Here is a 17,104-nt window from a genome sequence, read left to right as displayed (position 1 = left end):
AATTCAAAATAGTGCTGATAATACTTTTAAATGCTTCAACTGCAAAAAAATTCCGGTAAGTAAATATTGTATTAAAGTAAATAATATTATTCCATATTTTTCTATACTATTAATATTATAATAAATGACAAAAATATAAAAGGAAATAATGATCACATAGGTGATGAAATGAAAGCTTTTAATTTTCTTACACCAGAACGTGTGAAAAAACCCCGCACAAATGGAACTACAATGATGTTAGATAAGGGTATGGGGTTGAATACAGCAGAAGATCTTATGGAGATTTCTGGTGAATACGTTGACTTTGCAAAATTTGGATGGGGAACTATAACCATCCACGACAGAGAAATTATTAAAAATAAAGTTGAAATGTACCTTGGCCATGATATTAAACCATACCCTGGTGGAACTTTATTTGAACTGGCTTATATTAACAATAAAGTTGAAGAATATTTACAAGAAGCTGACAAACTTGGATTTGATACTTTAGAAATATCAGATGGTTCTACAGAAATACCACTAGATGAAAGGAGAAATATTATTAGCAATATAAAAGAACAAGGCTTTTTCGTTATAAGTGAAGTTGGTAAAAAGAATCCTGAAGAAGATCACAAAATAGACACCCTTGAGAGAACCCGGCTGATAAATTTTGATCTGGAATCCGGTGCAGATAAAGTATTAATTGAAGCCCGTGAAAGTGGTAAAGGTATCGGAATATTCGATGATGATGGAAATGTTAAAGAGGATGAAGTGGATTTATTAATTAAAAATTTAGATGTTAAGAATATTATATGGGAAGCTCCCCAAAAAAATCAACAAGTATATTTCATCTTGAAATTTGGAGGGAATGTGAATCTTGGTAACATTCCCCCAGAAGAAATTACTGCCCTTGAAACCATGCGCCGTGGTTTAAGAGGGGATACTTTAGGAAAGGTGGATCTTTAATGATAAATAAAATAACTATTATCGGTGGCTATGATAAGCAAGGCAACAAAGAGCCTGTAGATGATATCACAATCCGTAGAGGAGAAATTTTCGGAGTTGTAGGTCCTACCGGCAGTGGTAAAAGTTCTTTGATCGGAGATATTGAACAGTTAGCACAGTGCGATACATTCTCTAAAAGAAAAATCTTAGTAAATGATGAAGAACCCAGCTACGAAGATAGAACTAATCCCCGAAAGAAGATGGTTGCCCAACTATCACAGAACATGAATTTTTTAGCAGATATGTCAGTAGGGGACTTTTTAAACCTCCATGCTAAGTGTAGAGGAGCCAGTGACAAGTGTGTTAACTCAGTTATCAATCTGGCCAATACACTGACTGGTGAACCAATAAAAAAAGAACACGAACTTACAATTTTAAGTGGGGGACAATCCAGAGCTTTAATGGTGGCAGATGTTGCCATTATCAGTGATTCGCCCATTGTACTTATTGACGAAATTGAAAATGCTGGAATAAGGAAACACGACGCATTAAAAGTTCTCTCAGGACATGGAAAAATAGTTATGGTGGTAACCCACGACCCTGTCCTTGCACTCATGACAGATAAAAGAATAGTCATGAAAAGTGGAGGTATGCAGAAGGTGGTAAGCACCACACCCCATGAAAAGAAAATATCCAAACAACTTAACAAGATAGACGAGTTAATGTTGAGTTTAAGAGAAAAGGTAAGAAATGGGGAATTAGTGGAGGATATAAAGTTAAATCTAGAATGTTAATTTTCACCATCCTCTTTTAATTTACGTATACAATTAATAAATTTAAATAATTTATTTTACTAATTCTAATTATTCAAAGTAGTAACAAAATATCTAAACTTTTTAGAAACATAATAAGAAAATAATAAGAAAAATATTGGAACAAGTGGAATCATGAGAATGGTAATTGTTGCTGGAACTCCCGGTTCTGGTAAAACAGCGGTTTTAATACACGCTTTAAAAAGCCTTAAAGTTATGGATTTGAAATCATCAGTGGTTAAGATTGACTGTTTATATACTGATGATGATCAAAAATTTGCTAAAATAGGTGTTCCCACTAAAATAGGTCTTTCCATGGATATGTGTCCTGATCACTATGCCATATATAATATAGAGGACATGATTAGTTGGGCTGAGGAAAATAAATCTGATTTTTTAGTAGTTGAAACAGCAGGACTATGTCATCGTTGCGCACCCTACACCATGAACTGTTTAGGTGTATGTGTAATAGATGCAACAAGCGGCCCTAACACCCCCCTTAAAGTAGGGCCATTCCTTAGTACAGCCGATATAGCGGTTATCACCAAAGGAGACATGATATCTCAAGCAGAAAGGGAAATCTTCCGAGAAAGAGTCTACGAAGTAAATCCTAATTGTAAAATCATTGAAGCTAATGGTTTAAGTGGTCAGGGATGTATGGAACTGGCTGAAGAAATGACTAAGTCAAAAGAAGTATCCCTTGATGATGAAGAATTAAGGCATTCTGCCCCTCTTGCTGTTTGTACACTCTGTGTCGGCGAAACCAAAGTGAACAAAAAATATCACCGAGGAATATTAAGAAGAATAGATGGTTTTCAGGGCTATGAAGGCGAATAAGAGGTAATAACTGATGAAAGATAAATCCAAAAATGTTGATCATAAAGAAACCATCATAAAATTACTACCTGGCTACAACTGTGGAATATGCGGTTATGCACGTTGTGACGAATTTGCCAGTGCACTTTTAAAGAAACGTACATCAGTTGAATCATGCCACTTCATGTTTCAGGAAATATTTAATGATAATCTGAAACAATTAGAAAAATTATTAAAAAAAGAAAACATCATTCCAGAAGATGAAAAGATTGTGGGAGTTTTAGATGGCTATGAAGCCGATTTCATCTTAGAACCCCTTCCTGAAGAACATTCCTGTAGGGAAATTTTATACCCCTTTACCAGGGAAGAGTTAAAAAAAGGAGATATAATACGATATCGACCTTTAGGATGCCCAATCACACATTTTGCAGAGATACTTGATGAAAATCACGGATTAATCACTGTACATATTGTAGGACCTTGTCACCGTTTAGATAATGAAAATTTTGAATTTCAAGACGTAGGGGTGTGTATGGTGGGAGGATTTGAAGGGATTATAGAAGGAAAAGTCCCAGCAGTGGGAGAAACTGTCCGATTCCTTCCTAAACACTGTATGATGCAAAAGGTTCATTCTGGAGTAGTAGTACAAATTGAAGGAAAAAAGATTATTATCGAGGGAATAGACCTAAAGGTATGGGCACCCCCAATTAAAGGATGAAGTACTCTTCTGCATATAGACCCTGATTAAAATTTTTATATTTAAAATTTTTTCTAAAGATTATGCCAATTGAAAAAATGGATAATTCTCAATATACAATAATTCCTGTTAAAACAGGTTACATAAAACCAAATGAACCTTTTGACGTGATTATTGAGAAATGCCTAAATTTAGTTGAAGAAGGAGATTTTCTGGTAATATCTGAGACTCCCATTGCCATCTCCCAAGGCAGAATAGTAGACGAATCAAAATTTGAACCATCTTTTAAAGCTTATCTATTGGCAGATCTATGGTCAAAATATGTGTGGGGCTACTTTTTAGGACCATTACTTGGAATTAAAAAGAGAACCATTAATAATTTAAGAAAATTACCCAAAGCAGCACGATATCATAAACAAGTTGTTCTTGAGTATTATGGATTAAAACATGCTCTTAAACCTGCTTCAGAAGCAGGTATCGATCTTAGCAATGCCCCTGGAAGTTACGTTTCACTTTTACCCTGTGATCCTCAAGGTGTTGTAGAAAAAATAGCCAGAACAATTGAAAATAGGACCAGCAAAAAAGTTATTTCCATGATAATTGACACTGACGCCACTTATGAATTAAAAGGGATGAAATTCACATCACTGCCCTTAGCTGTCCCCGGCATTAAATGTGACATGGGCGTGTACGGATATTTGCTGGGAAGAATTGGAAAAATAGTAGGCCCTACAGTTTTAGCAGTTTCAACAACAATAAAAACAGATGCAGCTTTAGAAATTGGAAAAATTGTTGAAGATTATCAAAAAGAAAACAAAAATAGTATGGAAACTGTATACGATATGAAAGATACTTTTAAGAAAGATGTTGATGAAATAACCATTGAAATGTTGGATTCAATTCAACATACGCCTGCAGTCATTGTTAGGAAGCTTTAAAAACCCGTCTAAGATGTTTTCATTTTATTAATATTACTTTTAAAAAAATATAAATAACATAAAGTTAATAACAAAGATTACATAAATATAGTGAAAGTTTTCCCATACATATTAAATTTGATATTTTTTGTGGATAAAATAGGGTTATAATCAAAAAAAGACTGAAATAGATACGACTATTGCAAAAAACTATTCAGTTATAGTCATTAAATCCTGAGATAATATCCATCAGATAAATTCAAATAACATTGTTATATCTCTTTATTACAATTTTATTGCTAATAGTGTTACAATGTTATCAAAAGGAGGAAGTGACATGCTTAAAGATCCTTTAGTTCTCGAACTGCTCAATGAAATCATTCAGGAAGAAGATGAAGGCAGTATCTCTGTTGTGGAGTGCTTGGTAGATGGTAAGGTTACCGACGAAGAAATAGCCGAAGAAACTGAATTAAGATTAAATATTGTTAGAAGAATTTTATACAAATTATATGATGCTGGAATTGCCAGTTATAAACGAAGTAAAGATCCAGAAACACAGTGGTATACTTATAGCTGGAAATTCGAACAGGACAAAATCATTGACATGATCAAAAGTAAACATGAAGAAGTTCTCAAAGAACTTAGAGAATGTTTAAAATACGAAGAAAACAACATATTCTTTGAATGTAAAACTAATAACTGTCGGTGCAGCTTTGAAGAAGCTTCAGAAAATAATTTCGTATGCCCCGAATGCGGAAACGAACTGGAATATAAAGACAATTCTGTATTCATTAATAAATTAAAAGAAGAGATTAATTTTTATGAAAGTGATAACCTTTCAATTAGCTTTGAAGGTTCAAGTCAAAATTCTAAATAAATTTTAAGAGTTTAAGACTCCAAATTTATTTAAATCCCATATTAAACTACTAATTTTTGAAAATAACTTTTTTTAGGAGAAATTGTTTGAGTCTGGAACTTTTAAGACAGTTTAATTGTTCTCTACCAGTTATTGAACATAGCAAAGCCGTGGCTTGGAAAGCCTTGGAAATTTCGAAAAAATTTCCGGTTGATACTGTTTTAGTGAAAAATGGTGCGCTTCTACATGATATAGGTCGTGGAAAAACTCATGGCATTGAACATGCTATAATGGGTGCTGAAATTTTGAAAGATTTGGGATTTTCCACAGAAATAGTAAATATTGTGGAAAGACATATAGGGGCAGGCATACCTTTGAAAGAAGCTGAAAGTCTGGGTTTACCCCCAAAAGATTATCTACCTGAAACACTGGAAGAAAAAATTGTGGCCCATGCAGACAACCTTATAAATGGTGTAGATGAGGTTCATATCGATTTTGTAATTGATAAATGGAGAACCAACATGGGAAATAGTCATCCCTCTATTGGAAGATTGATTGATTTGCACCGAGCAATAATTGATAAGAATTATCAAGTTCAATAACTATTAACTTCGTTTTATATAATTAATAAAAAAATTAAATTATACAAATCTTTTTTACTTTTACTGGTAATTTACTATCTTTACAATATTCAAATACATGTCCACAATTATCACATTTGATTATGCCCATATCTCCTTGTGGTATATGTTGAATGTAAAAGGCATCTGCATTTGATCTAGAATTTCTTCTTCGGGATATTTTTTTATCTTTACATCCGCATTCCGGACAATTTTGGTTTAGATATTCAGCCTTCATTAAATCCCCCATGGTTTTTAATTTATAATAATTATTCGTATAACTACGAATATAATTATGTGCATTACAATATTTAAATGTTTCTCATATTGATCACAAAATTTTACTAAAAATGTTAGATCTACATTTTGTTAAATGGACAAAATATTCACAGACAACTATACAATTTATTCAGAGTTAAAAAGCCACCGCCAAGTTAAAAAACACAAAAATAGACATTCAGTCCATTTTTAAAATGGTTTCAAATGTATTTCAAAGAAAAACCCAAATAAACAGATCAGATTCCTCCAATTCAATTACAACAATCATATCCAGCTAAAAAAAGCACTGCTCACCCTATTACAAATATGAATACATTTCAAATTTTCTTTCTTTATTTCAAAATTAATTTCCTAAGGAAATTCAAAAATTTGATATTACATTTTAACCAATATTAATATGGGGTTAAAAATGACAAAAGTAGAATTTAATATGGAAAATCTTAAAAAATGTGTCTGCCGCGACTGTCCAGTTCAAGAAAACAGCGCATGTGCCGGTGCCAAAAAGAAGATGCTACAGGAAAAAATGGAAGAAATGATGGAAAAGGGAATGATGCCTGATCCAGAAGCTGTTCCTGGAGTTTACTGCGCTGCCGGACCCGCCATATGCAGCGATTTGAACTTTGAAAAGATGTGTATGTGTGCAACTTGTCCAGTATGGCAAGAACAAGATCTTGCTGATGGTATGCCCATGGGATACTATTGTAGAGATGGACCAGCCCAATAAAAAGTCCACTGGACCATTAAAACCAATTTATTTTTAAAAAATCTGTTAGATTATAGAATATTAAATATATTGGTGGTCTTTTCATGGCAAAATATAGGTGCACTGTCTGTAATTACGTGTTTAACGAAGAATTAGAAGGATTTGATTTTTCCAATTTACCAGCGGACTGGAGATGTCCCGTTTGCAATTCTCCAAAAAGTGTGTTTGTTTTAATGGATGAAGGAGAAAAAGTAAAAATCGAAGGTTCAACTGTTTCTGATGTTATGGTCCAACAAATGGCAGAGTGGGGAGTCAAGTACATTTTTGGTATTCCTGGAACATCTTCTCTGGGAGTAAGTGATGCAATCCGTAAAAATGATTCTATAAAATACATCCAAGTAAGGCATGAACAAACTGCCGCTTTCATGGCATCTGCTTATGGAAAACTCACTGGAAACATTGCTGCATGTTTAACGGTGGCAGGTCCTGGTGCAACTAATCTTGCAACTGGACTTTATGATGCAAAACTGGATCATTCACCACTATTGGCCCTTACCGGTCAGGTGAAAAGGCAGTTAATTGGTCCGGGATCCTTCCAAGAAATTGACCAGCACTCCTTTTTTGAACCAATATCAGTATTTAATAAAACTTTAATGTCAGAAGATCAAACCACCACCCTCACCAGCCTGGCTATCAAGCATGCCATTTTAAAAAAAGGAGTGTCACACATAGGTATCCCTAATGACGTCCAAAAACTACCATATAATACTGATTTAATTCCTTTCGAAGGTAACATGCCCAATATGGCCGTTTCAATATCCAAATCTCTTTTGATAAAGGCAGCTAGAATCGTTGATGATTCAAAAAGACCGGTTATAATTGCTGGTTTTGGAGCCATGAACCAAGGCGAAAAACTGCTTAAATTGGCTCAAAAGATTGATTCACCTATTGTAACTACCTTTAGAGGAAAAGGTGTTGTAAACGAATATGATGATCTTTATGTGGGAAGTCATGGAACCATTGGCTCTACTGCTGCTACCCAACTGGTTAGAGACTCCGACTTATTAATTGTAATTGGATCTTCCTTCTCTGAAATGACCCAGATACCTGAAAAAAGAACTATTCAGATAGATATAGATCCAAATATGATCGCCCGTAAGTATCCAGTTGAAATAGGTCTTTTAGGTAACAGTTCCCAGTTAATACCCGAATTATTATCATTGGTTGATGAAAAAAACAATGCAGAATATCTAAACGAAATAAAAAGACTTAAAAAGGAATGGTTTGATCTTTTAGATGAAGAAATCGATGAAACAAAAAAACCCATACGCCCTCAGTATATAATAAACGTTTTAAACGAAAAAATTGACCCTGATGCAATTATAACCCTGGATGTAGGGGAGAATTCCTGGTGGTTTGGCCGTAATTTCTGGATGAAATCCACCCAGAAAATGGTTATGTCTGGTTATTTAGCCTCAATGGGTTTTGGACTGCCTGCTGCTCTTGCTGCACAAATAACATATCCTGATAGACAAGTTATATGTATTACTGGTGACGGGGGATTTTCCATGGTTATGGGAGATTTCATGACTGCAGTTAAATATGAACTACCAGTCAAGGTATTTTTATTCAATAACAAACAACTGGCCATGATAATGCAGGAACAGATGGTGGAAAATTATCCCAACTACCAGACCAAACTTTACAATTGTAACTTCGCTGATTACGCCAAAAACTGTGGAGGCATTGGAATTAAAGTTACAGAACCTGATAAATTGCCTGAAGCTGTTGAAAAAGCACTTTCATCATCTGATCCAGTCATTGTAGATATTGATACAGATCCTAAGCGTTTTTTATAACATTCAAAAATAATGGGAATTATACTAACTAAAATTTCCCAGTAAAACTACATATTATTTTAAAATAACAGCAAAGATATAATTTCCAAAAAATTAACTTTATATAAGCTATTCAGTTTGCATAATCCATGTAAAAATAGGGATGGTACAAAATATGGTTAAAGTTGATGATACAAAAGAAAATCGGGAAAAATGTTTATGTAATAGCTGTCCCAGCTATCCCCGTAACTGTGACGGAGAAATTCTATATTGTTCTCTTGGTAAAAGCTGTGTTGATGTTCACGAGAATGGATGCATATGTTACATGTGCCCCGTATACTTTGAAAACAAATTAGATGGACTCTATTATTGTGATAAAGAAGTGGTAGGAGAAAGCAAGACATTAATGCGTAAAAAAAAGTCAGATGAAAGCAAATCCTTCTACCAATCAATGATGGATATTAAAGATATGAGTAATGCTGGAGAAAGTGTTGTTAGATCCATGGGGTCAACAAAGAAAATGCCTTTCAACTGGGATGATCTTCATTTAATACCGGCGCAGGTTTTTAAAATCCCTTTAAATCGTGATGAGAATGTTAAAACAGAAATTATTATTGGACCGAAAGCTGAAAATCCTCTTAAAGTATCATCACCCATATTAATATCTGGTCTAAGTTTTGGTGCTGTTTCCAGAAAAGTTAGAATGATTATTGCCCATACTGCAGCAGATCTAGGAATTGGTTTCAATTCTGGAGAGGGAGGAGTACTAGAAGAAGAACTTAAAACATCCTCTGAACATATTATAGTGCAGTATTCAACTGGAAGATTTGGAATAGATGATGAAAAACTTAAAAAGGCGGCTGCAATTGAATTAAGGTTTGGACAAGGTGCTTATCCAGGCAAAGGTAGTTATTTGCCGGCCAGTAAAATTACCCCGGAAATTGCTAAGATCAGAGGTCTGCAACCTGCTGAAGCTGCTTATTCCCCGGCCTGCCATCCAGATATATTAAATTCAGAGGATATTAAAAAGAAAGTTACTGAACTGCGCAGAATTTCTTCCAATGTACCAATTGGCGCAAAGATAGGCTGTGGAAATATAGAAAAAGATGTTGAAGTTCTCGTAGATTCGGAAGTTGATTTTATTGCTATTGATGGGTTTGGTGGAGGAACCGGTGCAACCAATCTTTTTGTAAGAGAAAATGTTGGAATTCCACTTATTGCTGCGCTTCCTAGAGCATATAATACCTTAAATGAAATGGATGTTAAGGATGATATCTCTCTTATAGCTGGTGGGGGCCTTAGAAACTCTGCTGATTTTGCTAAATGTCTGGCTATGGGTGCTGATGCTGTCTATATCGGAACTTCAGCATTAATTGCCATAAACTGTGAGCAGTTTAGAATTTGTTATACTGGAAAATGTCCCACTGGAATAACTACTCAAAGTCCTTCCCTACTCAATCAATTAAATATTGAAGAAGGAATTAAAAAACTATCTAATTTTATTAGAGTCTCAAATGAAGAATTAGCGAGTTTTACCCGTATTGTTGGAAAGAATGACATAAGTGAACTTAACCAGGACGATCTTGTATCCTTAAACAAAGATTTAGCCACTCTTACTGGGGTTAAATGGTTAGATGGACAATAATGTACTAAAATATAGTATTTTGAGAAATAATTACTATTTAACTATTATTAAAATTTAGCTGCAAGTAATTTTATATATAATTCTGTTTATAGATTATAAAGAGTCATTATGAAATTAAATAATTCCCAAAAAGAGCCTAAAACTGTTCCCAAAGTTCCTATTTACTTTCAGGAAACAGGAAAAATTGAACTGGTTGAAAAGGTAATAAAATCTGATGAGGAATGGGAAAAATTGCTTACCCCAGAACAGTTCGATGTTGCCCGTAAAAAAGGAACTGAACTGGCCTTTACTGGCAAATATCACGACTGCCATGAAAAGGGCCTATATCAATGTGTGTGCTGCAGTACTGATCTATTCAGTTCAGAGACCAAATTTGATTCTGGAACTGGTTGGCCTAGTTTCTGGGCACCTGTAGCTGAAGAAAATGTTACATTAAAAAGGGATACCAGCCATTTTATGATACGTACCGAAGTACTGTGTAGTAGATGTGATGCCCACTTGGGCCATGTATTTGATGACGGTCCGCCGCCTACCAATAAGCGGTACTGTATGAATTCGGCTTCATTAAAATTTATTAAAGAATAGTTTAAACTCTAATTTTAATAAAAACCCTTTATAATGGGAAATATTGTATTAATTTTAACTAAAATTATAAAAAAATTCGGTTATATTAACTATAATTATAAAAAAATATTCAATTATAATAATTTATTGAGGAGAAAATAATGAAAGTTTTAGGAATTACAGAAGAATCCTTATTTCGACCAGAAGCAGTTAGATGGCGAAATAGAATGAAACTTTTAGAACCTCTGGGAGAGGTGATAGTAGTTTTACCCTGCAGCATGCGCAAGCCCTATTCCTCTTCACCGTCACACCGGTCTTTTATGAAATACACTAAAAAATTCCAGGAATTGATTTTAACATCTCCTTTTGGGGTATGTCCCCGTGAGATGGAAAAAACTTATCCAATACAATCATACGATGTTTCAACCACAGGAGAATGGTCTCATGAAGAGATAGATGTTGTGGGTGAAGTATTAAGGGAATATGTTAAAGATAAAACTGTTATTGCCCATGTTACTGGTGGTTACAGGCAGGTATGTGAAAAATTCATTGATGATTGTATTTACACACCAGTTGACGACAAAGTAAGCTCAAAAGAATCTATATACCACCTGGCCAAGGAACTTAGAAAACAACCGAAAATCAGGAATAAAAATAAAAACCTGCATCGGCTAAGATCCATTGCCCGATACCAGTTTAATACCAAAAAAGCAGATCTGCTAATTCCAGATAAATCCGAAAGCAGAGGTAGATTTAATCAAAGAATTGTTCACGAAGGAAATACCATTGCTACCTTGCTTTATGAAAAAGGTTTATATTCATTTAATATTCAGGGTGGAAAACTCCTTAATGAAATAGGTTTTAACTGGGTTGAAATCGATTTTGAACTTAAAACCAACACTCTTTTTGCGCCGGGCGTGGTTGATGCAGATCCAGATATAATTCCTCAGGATGAAGTAGTAATAGTTAAAAATGGGGAGGTTGTAGCTGTTGGAAAGGCTGTTTTAAATGGTGATGAAATGAAAAAAGCTGTCAAGGGTGTTGCAGTCAGAATAAGGCATAGAGTAAAGTAAAAAAATTTTTCCACAAACTATAAATATATAAATACAAACAATGAAATGATATTCCAAAATACATTTACTTAAATATTAATTTATTTTTCGAGGTATAACATGACAGAAGAACTAGTAGAAAAAGTTAAAGGTGCCCTTTCCAGTGTTCCAGATCCACATATGGGTATAAGCATCATGGAAATGGGACTCATAGAGCGCGTTGAAATTGAAAAAAACAATGAAACTGTTGCTAAAATTGTTATTAAACCAACCAATCCAGGTTGTATGAGTGCTGCAGGTATGGCTATGAATGCAAGAGTTGCTGCTGAAAAATTAGATGAAATAGACAGAGCAGAAGTAACTGTTGAAGGTCATATGATGGCAGAAGCCATAAATGAAATGGTGAACAAATAAATGGATTTTTCGTGGAACATTGCCGCTGTGGTGGGTGTTCCAGGTGTGGGAAAAACTACTATTTGCAAGAGTGTTTCCAGGGCTATTGGATGTCATTACGTCAATTATGGAGACTTAATGCTTGAAATAGCCCAAAAAAATAACCTTGCATCAACCGATGATGAGATGTTTTCCCTGGATATTAATATTCAGGAAAAAATCTGGAAAACCGCTGCACTGCAAATTAAAGAACTTGAGAATGTTTTAGTAGATCTGCACGGCGTGGACCAGTCTGATATTGGTTACATCCTTTCCCTGCCCATTGAAATCCTAACTCCCGATTTAATTATCATAATACAGGCCCCATATGAAGATGTTTTAACCAGAAGAATTGGGGATAAATCTAAAAAAAGGATAATGGAAAGTTTTAAAGTATTTAAAGAACATAAAAACATTCTTAAGATTTCAATGAGTGTGTGTTCAGTTATATGTGGCTGTACCTTTTCAATAATTGAAAATGATGATTTCAGGGAATGTCAAGAAAAAATGATTGATGTTTTAACTTCAGGAAACGTCCACCAATAAATTGCCATCGTAAAGAATATATATGATGAAGATTAAACCTTGCATCTACCCTTTAGAGTTTTGTTGGAAAATTAATATTATCTAATAAAAATACTATTTTGTGATAGTTTCAGGATACAAATAAAAATATTTCCATTTATCTAAGTAAAGGGGCCCGTGGCTCAGGCGGTAGAGCGCACGGCTGATAACCGTGAGGTCCTGGGTTCGAATCCCAGCGGGCCCATTAAATTTTTTTTAACGACTATTTTTTAAAACATATCCATCGTTTTAATAAAAAATTGAAATTTAAATGATGTATTTCTAAAATTTTTATATCAACAACATCTCAATTCTTAAAAATATCAATAATTGTTTAAATATGTTAAAATCAACAAATTTAGTGGATAATACCATAAAATTAAATTATTAAAATTTGTATATAACTATTTAATTAAAAATGATTAATTTTTGAAAAAAAATAAGTAAAAAAGAAGGTAATTTATAACTGAATTACCAAGCTCCTTTTCAAGATATGTTCAACAAAGGTTATAAAAGTTGTTATAATATCCATTACTTATTTGGTAATACAATTTTATCTCCTAAAATATCATTCAATTTTAGAAAAAGAAGGTTATTGGCTTACCTTAATAAATTCTTGCAATTTTTTAAAGGCAACTCCCGATTCAACCAGTTCATATGCCATTTCAGTTCCTTTTTTAAAATCATCAACTTTTCCTGCTAAAAAAAGGATGGCCGACACATTTACCAAACATAGATCTAGTCTGGCCTGATCAATATCATCATCCACCTTTCCCTGAAGAACATCTAGTGCAACTTGTACATTTCCTTTGATATCTTCAGGCGCTTCAATAAGGTGGGGTGAAGCTCTTTTTATTCCAAAGTCTTCTGGGTAAAGTTCTTTTATAATCACCTTTTTGTTGTCTAATATGGCTGCTTTGGTTTTACCTATAGTGGAAATTTCATCCATAGCTGGCCTATCCTGGGCATCGTAACCATGGACCACCATGGCCTTTTCAACACCTAAATTTTTAAGTACTTGGGCTATTATTTCCACATAATCTGGATCAAATACTCCCATCAATTGAATATCAGCATTTGCTGGTGACGATAATGGCCCTATAATATTAAAAACTGTTCTTATGCCTAATTTTTTTCTAACAGGCATGACATTTTTCATGGCCGGATGAAAATTAGGAGCAAACATAAATCCTATACCTGTTTCCTCAAGACACTTTTCAACTTTCCGGGCATCACTGTTTATATTTACACCCAGTGATTCTAAGAGGTCTGCCCCGCCACATTTACTGGTAATATTACGGTTCCCATGTTTAGCAATAGCAATATCTGCTGATGCCGCAATTATACCGGATATTGTGCTTACGTTAAATGTTTTAAACCTGTCACCTCCAGTACCACAGGTATCAACCATAGGAGTATCCAGATCTGGTGTAACCTTAATTGAAAAATCTCTCATAGCCCTGGAAAATCCTGTGATTTCGTCAACAGACTCGCCTTTCATATGCAATGCAGTTAATAATGCAGCCATATGTATATCAGCAGCCTTTCCACTGATCATCTCCTCCATACAAGTGTAAGCTTCTTTTTCACTGATATTTTCTCTGGATACAACTTTTTTCAAAGATTCGGCTATCATAAAATCACTGCCACCATAATAAGTCAATTAATTTTTAGTCGCTTCTTTAAGCTGGCGGCAGAATATCCCAATTTTTTGCAACATTGCCTCTTTATCCTGAAGATTTTCAGTAATTATATTGAGTATGGCGCTTGCAACAATTGCTCCATTGGAACCAGAATTTAATACTTCTTTAACATGTTCTGGTTTGGATATTCCAAAGCCGACCGCTACAGGAAGGTCACTGTGTTCTTTAACTCGTTCAATTAGTTCAACTGTGGAGTGTTTTAAATTAGATCGAGCACCAGTTACTCCCATAACTGCCACCACATAAAGAAAACCTGAACACATCCGGGATATGGTTTGTAACCTTTCATTGCTGGTTGTTTGGGCAACCATAAAAATTTGATTAATACCATATTTTTTAGCAGCAATAAGTGCATCTTTAGCTTCTTCAGGAGGTAAATCAGCCGCTAAGATACCATTTACTCCACAAATTTTTGCTTTTTGATAAAATTCGTCTATTCCCATCTTATAAATTAGATTATAATAAACTAAAATTCCAATAGGGATTGTTGTAAATTCACGAATCTTTTTAATAAATTCAAAACATTTATCAGTGTTCATACCAGTTTCAAGTGCCCTTAAATCTGCTGATTGTACAGTGGGACCATCAGCAACTGGATCACTAAATGGGAAACCAATTTCCAATGCATCAGCTCCCTCTTCTACAAATTTTTCCACTATTTTTAATGATGTTTCAAAATCAGGATCTCCTGCAACAACAAAAGGAATGAATGCCCCTTCGTCATTGTTATTTACCCTTTTAAACATGTCAGTATAAGTTTCAAAGTTCATTTTGTTACCCCATAACAGTTATATAAAATTCTAAGAGTATATTTAATCAAATTTAATTCCTCGCTCTTTTGCAACGATAAACATGTCTTTGTCGCCCCTTCCTGAGAGATTGACAACGATTGTTTTGCCTTTATTTTCTTTCATCTTGGCATATTTTTCTATGTAGGCTATGGCATGGGAACTTTCCAGAGCAGGGATTATTCCTTCATATTTGGATAGGAGTTCAAAACCTCTAAGAGCTTCCTTGTTGGTTACGGCATCGTAGTTTGCTCGGCCAGTAACATGTAAATAAGAGTGTTCTGGCCCCACTCCTGGATAGTCAAGACCTGCTGAAACAGAATGGGCTTCACTAATTTGGCCAAAATCATCCTGTAGGACATGAGAAAATGATCCATGTAAAACACCTTCAGTTCCAGCGCACAATGTAGCTCCATGTTTTCCACTGTTGAGGCCTTCTCCACCACCTTCAACACCAATTAAATCTACTTCTTCGTGTTCTATAAATTGAGAAAATATACCTATTGAATTACTTCCTCCACCTACACAGGCAATGACAGTATCTGGAAGTTTACCCTCTTTATCCAATATTTGTTTTTTACTTTCCTTTCCAATAACTGTTTGAAAATGTTTTACCATTGTAGGGTAGGGGTGGGGTCCCATGGTAGAACCGATAAGATAATAGGTGTTCTCCACATTGGTGATCCAATCTCTAAAAGCATCATTTATGGCATCTTTTAGGGTCTTGGAACCTGTTTCAACACTAATAACGTTAGCTCCAGATAATTCCATCCTGAAAACATTTAATGACTGTCTTTCAACATCTTCACTACCCATATACACTTCAACAGGGATACCTAATAATGATCCCACCACGGCTGTGGCGATTCCGTGCTGCCCTGCACCAGTCTCGGCAATTATTCTAGTTTTACCCATATATTTTGCTAAAAGACCTTGCCCTAATGTGTTATTGATTTTATGGGCTCCCGTATGCAGCATGTCTTCTCTTTTTAGATAAATTTTGCATCCCAGTTTTTCTGAGAGATTTTTTGCATAATAAAGTGCAGTGGGCCGACCGGCAAATTCATTTAATAAATAATCTAATTCTTTGTTAAACTTTTTATCATCTTTATATTTTAGAAAAGCTTTTTCAAGCTCTTCTAATGCGGGAATTAAAAGTTCAGGGACAAATATTCCCCCGTATTTACCAAATTTTCCATTAGTAATCATCATATCACCTTAAAATTCATTAAAAATATCAAATGCTAAAATTTCATTTATTTTATCATGATTTTTTATTCCAGGTTTATCTTCCACCCCAGAATTTACATCTAAATAATCGAAATGTTTATTAATAATACCAAAATCATTTTTTATGCGATTTGCATCTATTCCACCAGCCAGGAACAATTTAATATCTTTATTAGATTGTCGGGCAATTTTTGAAGCATCGATGGCCACTTTAAGAGGGATTTGCATTCCAGTCCCTCCGGTTCTGCCAGATATTTCATAGTCCAGCAGTATGCCATCACAAATCTCTGCAAATTCTTTAATTTCTTTTTCTTTAGAGTCATCTATTTCATTGGACAGGCCTACAGCCCGGATAATCTTATAATTTTTATGATTTTCTTTGAATTTTTTTATCTCATCAGAAGATAAGGAATGGAGTTGAATATTATTTATATTCAATCTTTCAGCCTTTTCTTCTAATACCTGACTGTTTTCAGGTTCAAGTACAACTACTGGTTCAATATCAGAAGTTAAATAGGTTGAATCTATCAATTTATTGATCTGGTCAATTTTTAGATATCTTTTGGATCTTTTTATATTAATAAAACCTATTAAGTTGGATCCTGCAGTTTCACATGCTTTGACATCTTCAATCCGGGTTAAACCGCAAATTTTGACTTTCATC

At 34.4% G+C, this 17,104-nt stretch carries 19 protein-coding genes and 1 tRNA gene; 15 read left to right on the top strand and 5 right to left on the bottom strand.

Features of this window, described 5'->3' with window-relative positions; genetic code table 11:
• Positions 1 to 168 precede the first annotated feature (168 nt).
• From comA to CIT01_07015, 7 genes are all read left to right on the top strand, one after another.
• Positions 169 to 945: a phosphosulfolactate synthase gene (gene comA, locus CIT01_07045; protein AXV37973.1), complete on the top strand. Its 777-nt coding sequence runs from the start codon at positions 169 to 171 to the stop codon at positions 943 to 945.
• Complete coding sequence (locus tag CIT01_07040; protein AXV37972.1) at positions 945 to 1,718, top strand: ABC transporter ATP-binding protein; 774 nt, start codon at positions 945 to 947, stop codon at positions 1,716 to 1,718. The genes comA and CIT01_07040 overlap by 1 nt, the downstream gene beginning before the upstream one ends.
• Positions 1,719 to 1,871: 153 nt before the next feature.
• Complete coding sequence (locus CIT01_07035) at positions 1,872 to 2,573, top strand: hypothetical protein (protein AXV37971.1); 702 nt, start codon at positions 1,872 to 1,874, stop codon at positions 2,571 to 2,573.
• 13 nt (positions 2,574 to 2,586) lie between these two features.
• Entirely contained in the window at positions 2,587 to 3,270 is a 684-nt protein-coding gene (locus CIT01_07030; GenBank protein AXV37970.1) for a hypothetical protein, read from the top strand.
• 62 nt (positions 3,271 to 3,332) lie between these two features.
• A complete protein-coding gene (locus CIT01_07025) occupies positions 3,333 to 4,187 on the top strand; it encodes a gamma-glutamyl ligase (protein ID AXV37969.1) in 855 nt (284 codons plus the stop codon).
• Positions 4,188 to 4,503: 316 nt separating this feature from the next.
• Entirely contained in the window at positions 4,504 to 5,043 is a 540-nt protein-coding gene (gene tfe, locus CIT01_07020) for a transcription factor E (protein ID AXV37968.1), read from the top strand.
• A gap of 86 nt (positions 5,044 to 5,129) precedes the next feature.
• Positions 5,130 to 5,624, top strand: coding sequence for a TIGR00295 family protein (locus CIT01_07015; GenBank protein ID AXV37967.1), 495 nt, complete (start codon positions 5,130 to 5,132; stop codon positions 5,622 to 5,624).
• A gap of 34 nt (positions 5,625 to 5,658) precedes the next feature.
• Here CIT01_07015 and CIT01_07010 read toward each other — a convergent pair whose 3' ends face one another.
• Positions 5,659 to 5,880, bottom strand: a complete 222-nt coding sequence (locus CIT01_07010; GenBank protein ID AXV37966.1) for a TIGR04165 family Cys-rich peptide — start codon at positions 5,878 to 5,880, stop codon at positions 5,659 to 5,661.
• 450 nt (positions 5,881 to 6,330) lie between these two features.
• Here CIT01_07010 and CIT01_07005 point away from each other — a divergent pair, with 450 nt between their 5' ends.
• The 8 genes from CIT01_07005 to CIT01_06970 all read left to right on the top strand — a co-directional run bounded on the left by CIT01_07005 (position 6,331) and on the right by CIT01_06970 (position 12,924).
• Positions 6,331 to 6,645 (top strand): DUF2769 domain-containing protein, encoded by a 315-nt coding sequence (locus CIT01_07005; GenBank protein ID AXV37965.1) that lies wholly within the window; start codon positions 6,331 to 6,333, stop codon positions 6,643 to 6,645.
• An 83-nt stretch (positions 6,646 to 6,728) separates the two neighbouring features.
• Positions 6,729 to 8,483: a pyruvate dehydrogenase gene (locus CIT01_07000; GenBank protein ID AXV37964.1), complete on the top strand. Its 1,755-nt coding sequence runs from the start codon at positions 6,729 to 6,731 to the stop codon at positions 8,481 to 8,483.
• 142 nt (positions 8,484 to 8,625) lie between these two features.
• On the top strand, positions 8,626 to 10,107 hold the full coding sequence (locus CIT01_06995; GenBank protein ID AXV37963.1) for an FMN-binding glutamate synthase family protein: 1,482 nt from the start codon (positions 8,626 to 8,628) through the stop codon (positions 10,105 to 10,107).
• Positions 10,108 to 10,215: 108 nt separating this feature from the next.
• A complete protein-coding gene (gene msrB, locus CIT01_06990; GenBank protein AXV37962.1) occupies positions 10,216 to 10,692 on the top strand; it encodes a peptide-methionine (R)-S-oxide reductase in 477 nt (158 codons plus the stop codon).
• Between the two features lie 140 nt (positions 10,693 to 10,832).
• A complete protein-coding gene (locus CIT01_06985; protein AXV37961.1) occupies positions 10,833 to 11,744 on the top strand; it encodes a pseudouridine synthase in 912 nt (303 codons plus the stop codon).
• 99 nt (positions 11,745 to 11,843) lie between these two features.
• The gene (locus CIT01_06980; GenBank protein AXV37960.1) at positions 11,844 to 12,137 is read left to right on the top strand and encodes a hypothetical protein; all 294 of its coding nucleotides are present in this window, start codon (positions 11,844 to 11,846) and stop codon (positions 12,135 to 12,137) included.
• Positions 12,138 to 12,701: an adenylate kinase gene (locus tag CIT01_06975; GenBank protein ID AXV37959.1), complete on the top strand. Its 564-nt coding sequence runs from the start codon at positions 12,138 to 12,140 to the stop codon at positions 12,699 to 12,701.
• 150 nt (positions 12,702 to 12,851) lie between these two features.
• A tRNA-Ile gene (locus CIT01_06970) sits at positions 12,852 to 12,924 on the top strand.
• A gap of 387 nt (positions 12,925 to 13,311) precedes the next feature.
• Here the strand turns inward: CIT01_06970 and trpD are convergent.
• The 4 genes from trpD to CIT01_06950 are packed head-to-tail and all read right to left on the bottom strand — an operon-like array spanning position 13,312 to position 17,103.
• Entirely contained in the window at positions 13,312 to 14,355 is a 1,044-nt protein-coding gene (trpD, locus tag CIT01_06965; protein ID AXV37958.1) for an anthranilate phosphoribosyltransferase, read from the bottom strand.
• A 27-nt stretch (positions 14,356 to 14,382) separates the two neighbouring features.
• The gene (gene trpA, locus CIT01_06960; GenBank protein AXV37957.1) at positions 14,383 to 15,192 is read right to left on the bottom strand and encodes a tryptophan synthase subunit alpha; all 810 of its coding nucleotides are present in this window, start codon (positions 15,190 to 15,192) and stop codon (positions 14,383 to 14,385) included.
• A gap of 42 nt (positions 15,193 to 15,234) precedes the next feature.
• Positions 15,235 to 16,419 (bottom strand): tryptophan synthase subunit beta, encoded by a 1,185-nt coding sequence (gene trpB, locus CIT01_06955; protein AXV37956.1) that lies wholly within the window; start codon positions 16,417 to 16,419, stop codon positions 15,235 to 15,237.
• 9 nt (positions 16,420 to 16,428) lie between these two features.
• Positions 16,429 to 17,103: a hypothetical protein gene (locus tag CIT01_06950; protein AXV37955.1), complete on the bottom strand. Its 675-nt coding sequence runs from the start codon at positions 17,101 to 17,103 to the stop codon at positions 16,429 to 16,431.
• Between the last annotated feature and the right edge of the window lies 1 nt (position 17,104).

Origin of the sequence: Methanobacterium sp. BRmetb2 (assembly GCA_003491285.1) — an archaeon.
In the GTDB taxonomy this organism is placed as follows: domain Archaea; phylum Methanobacteriota; class Methanobacteria; order Methanobacteriales; family Methanobacteriaceae; genus UBA117.
The sequence above is the reverse complement of the archived record's forward strand: the minus strand, read 5'-3'. Positions and strand labels throughout refer to the sequence as shown.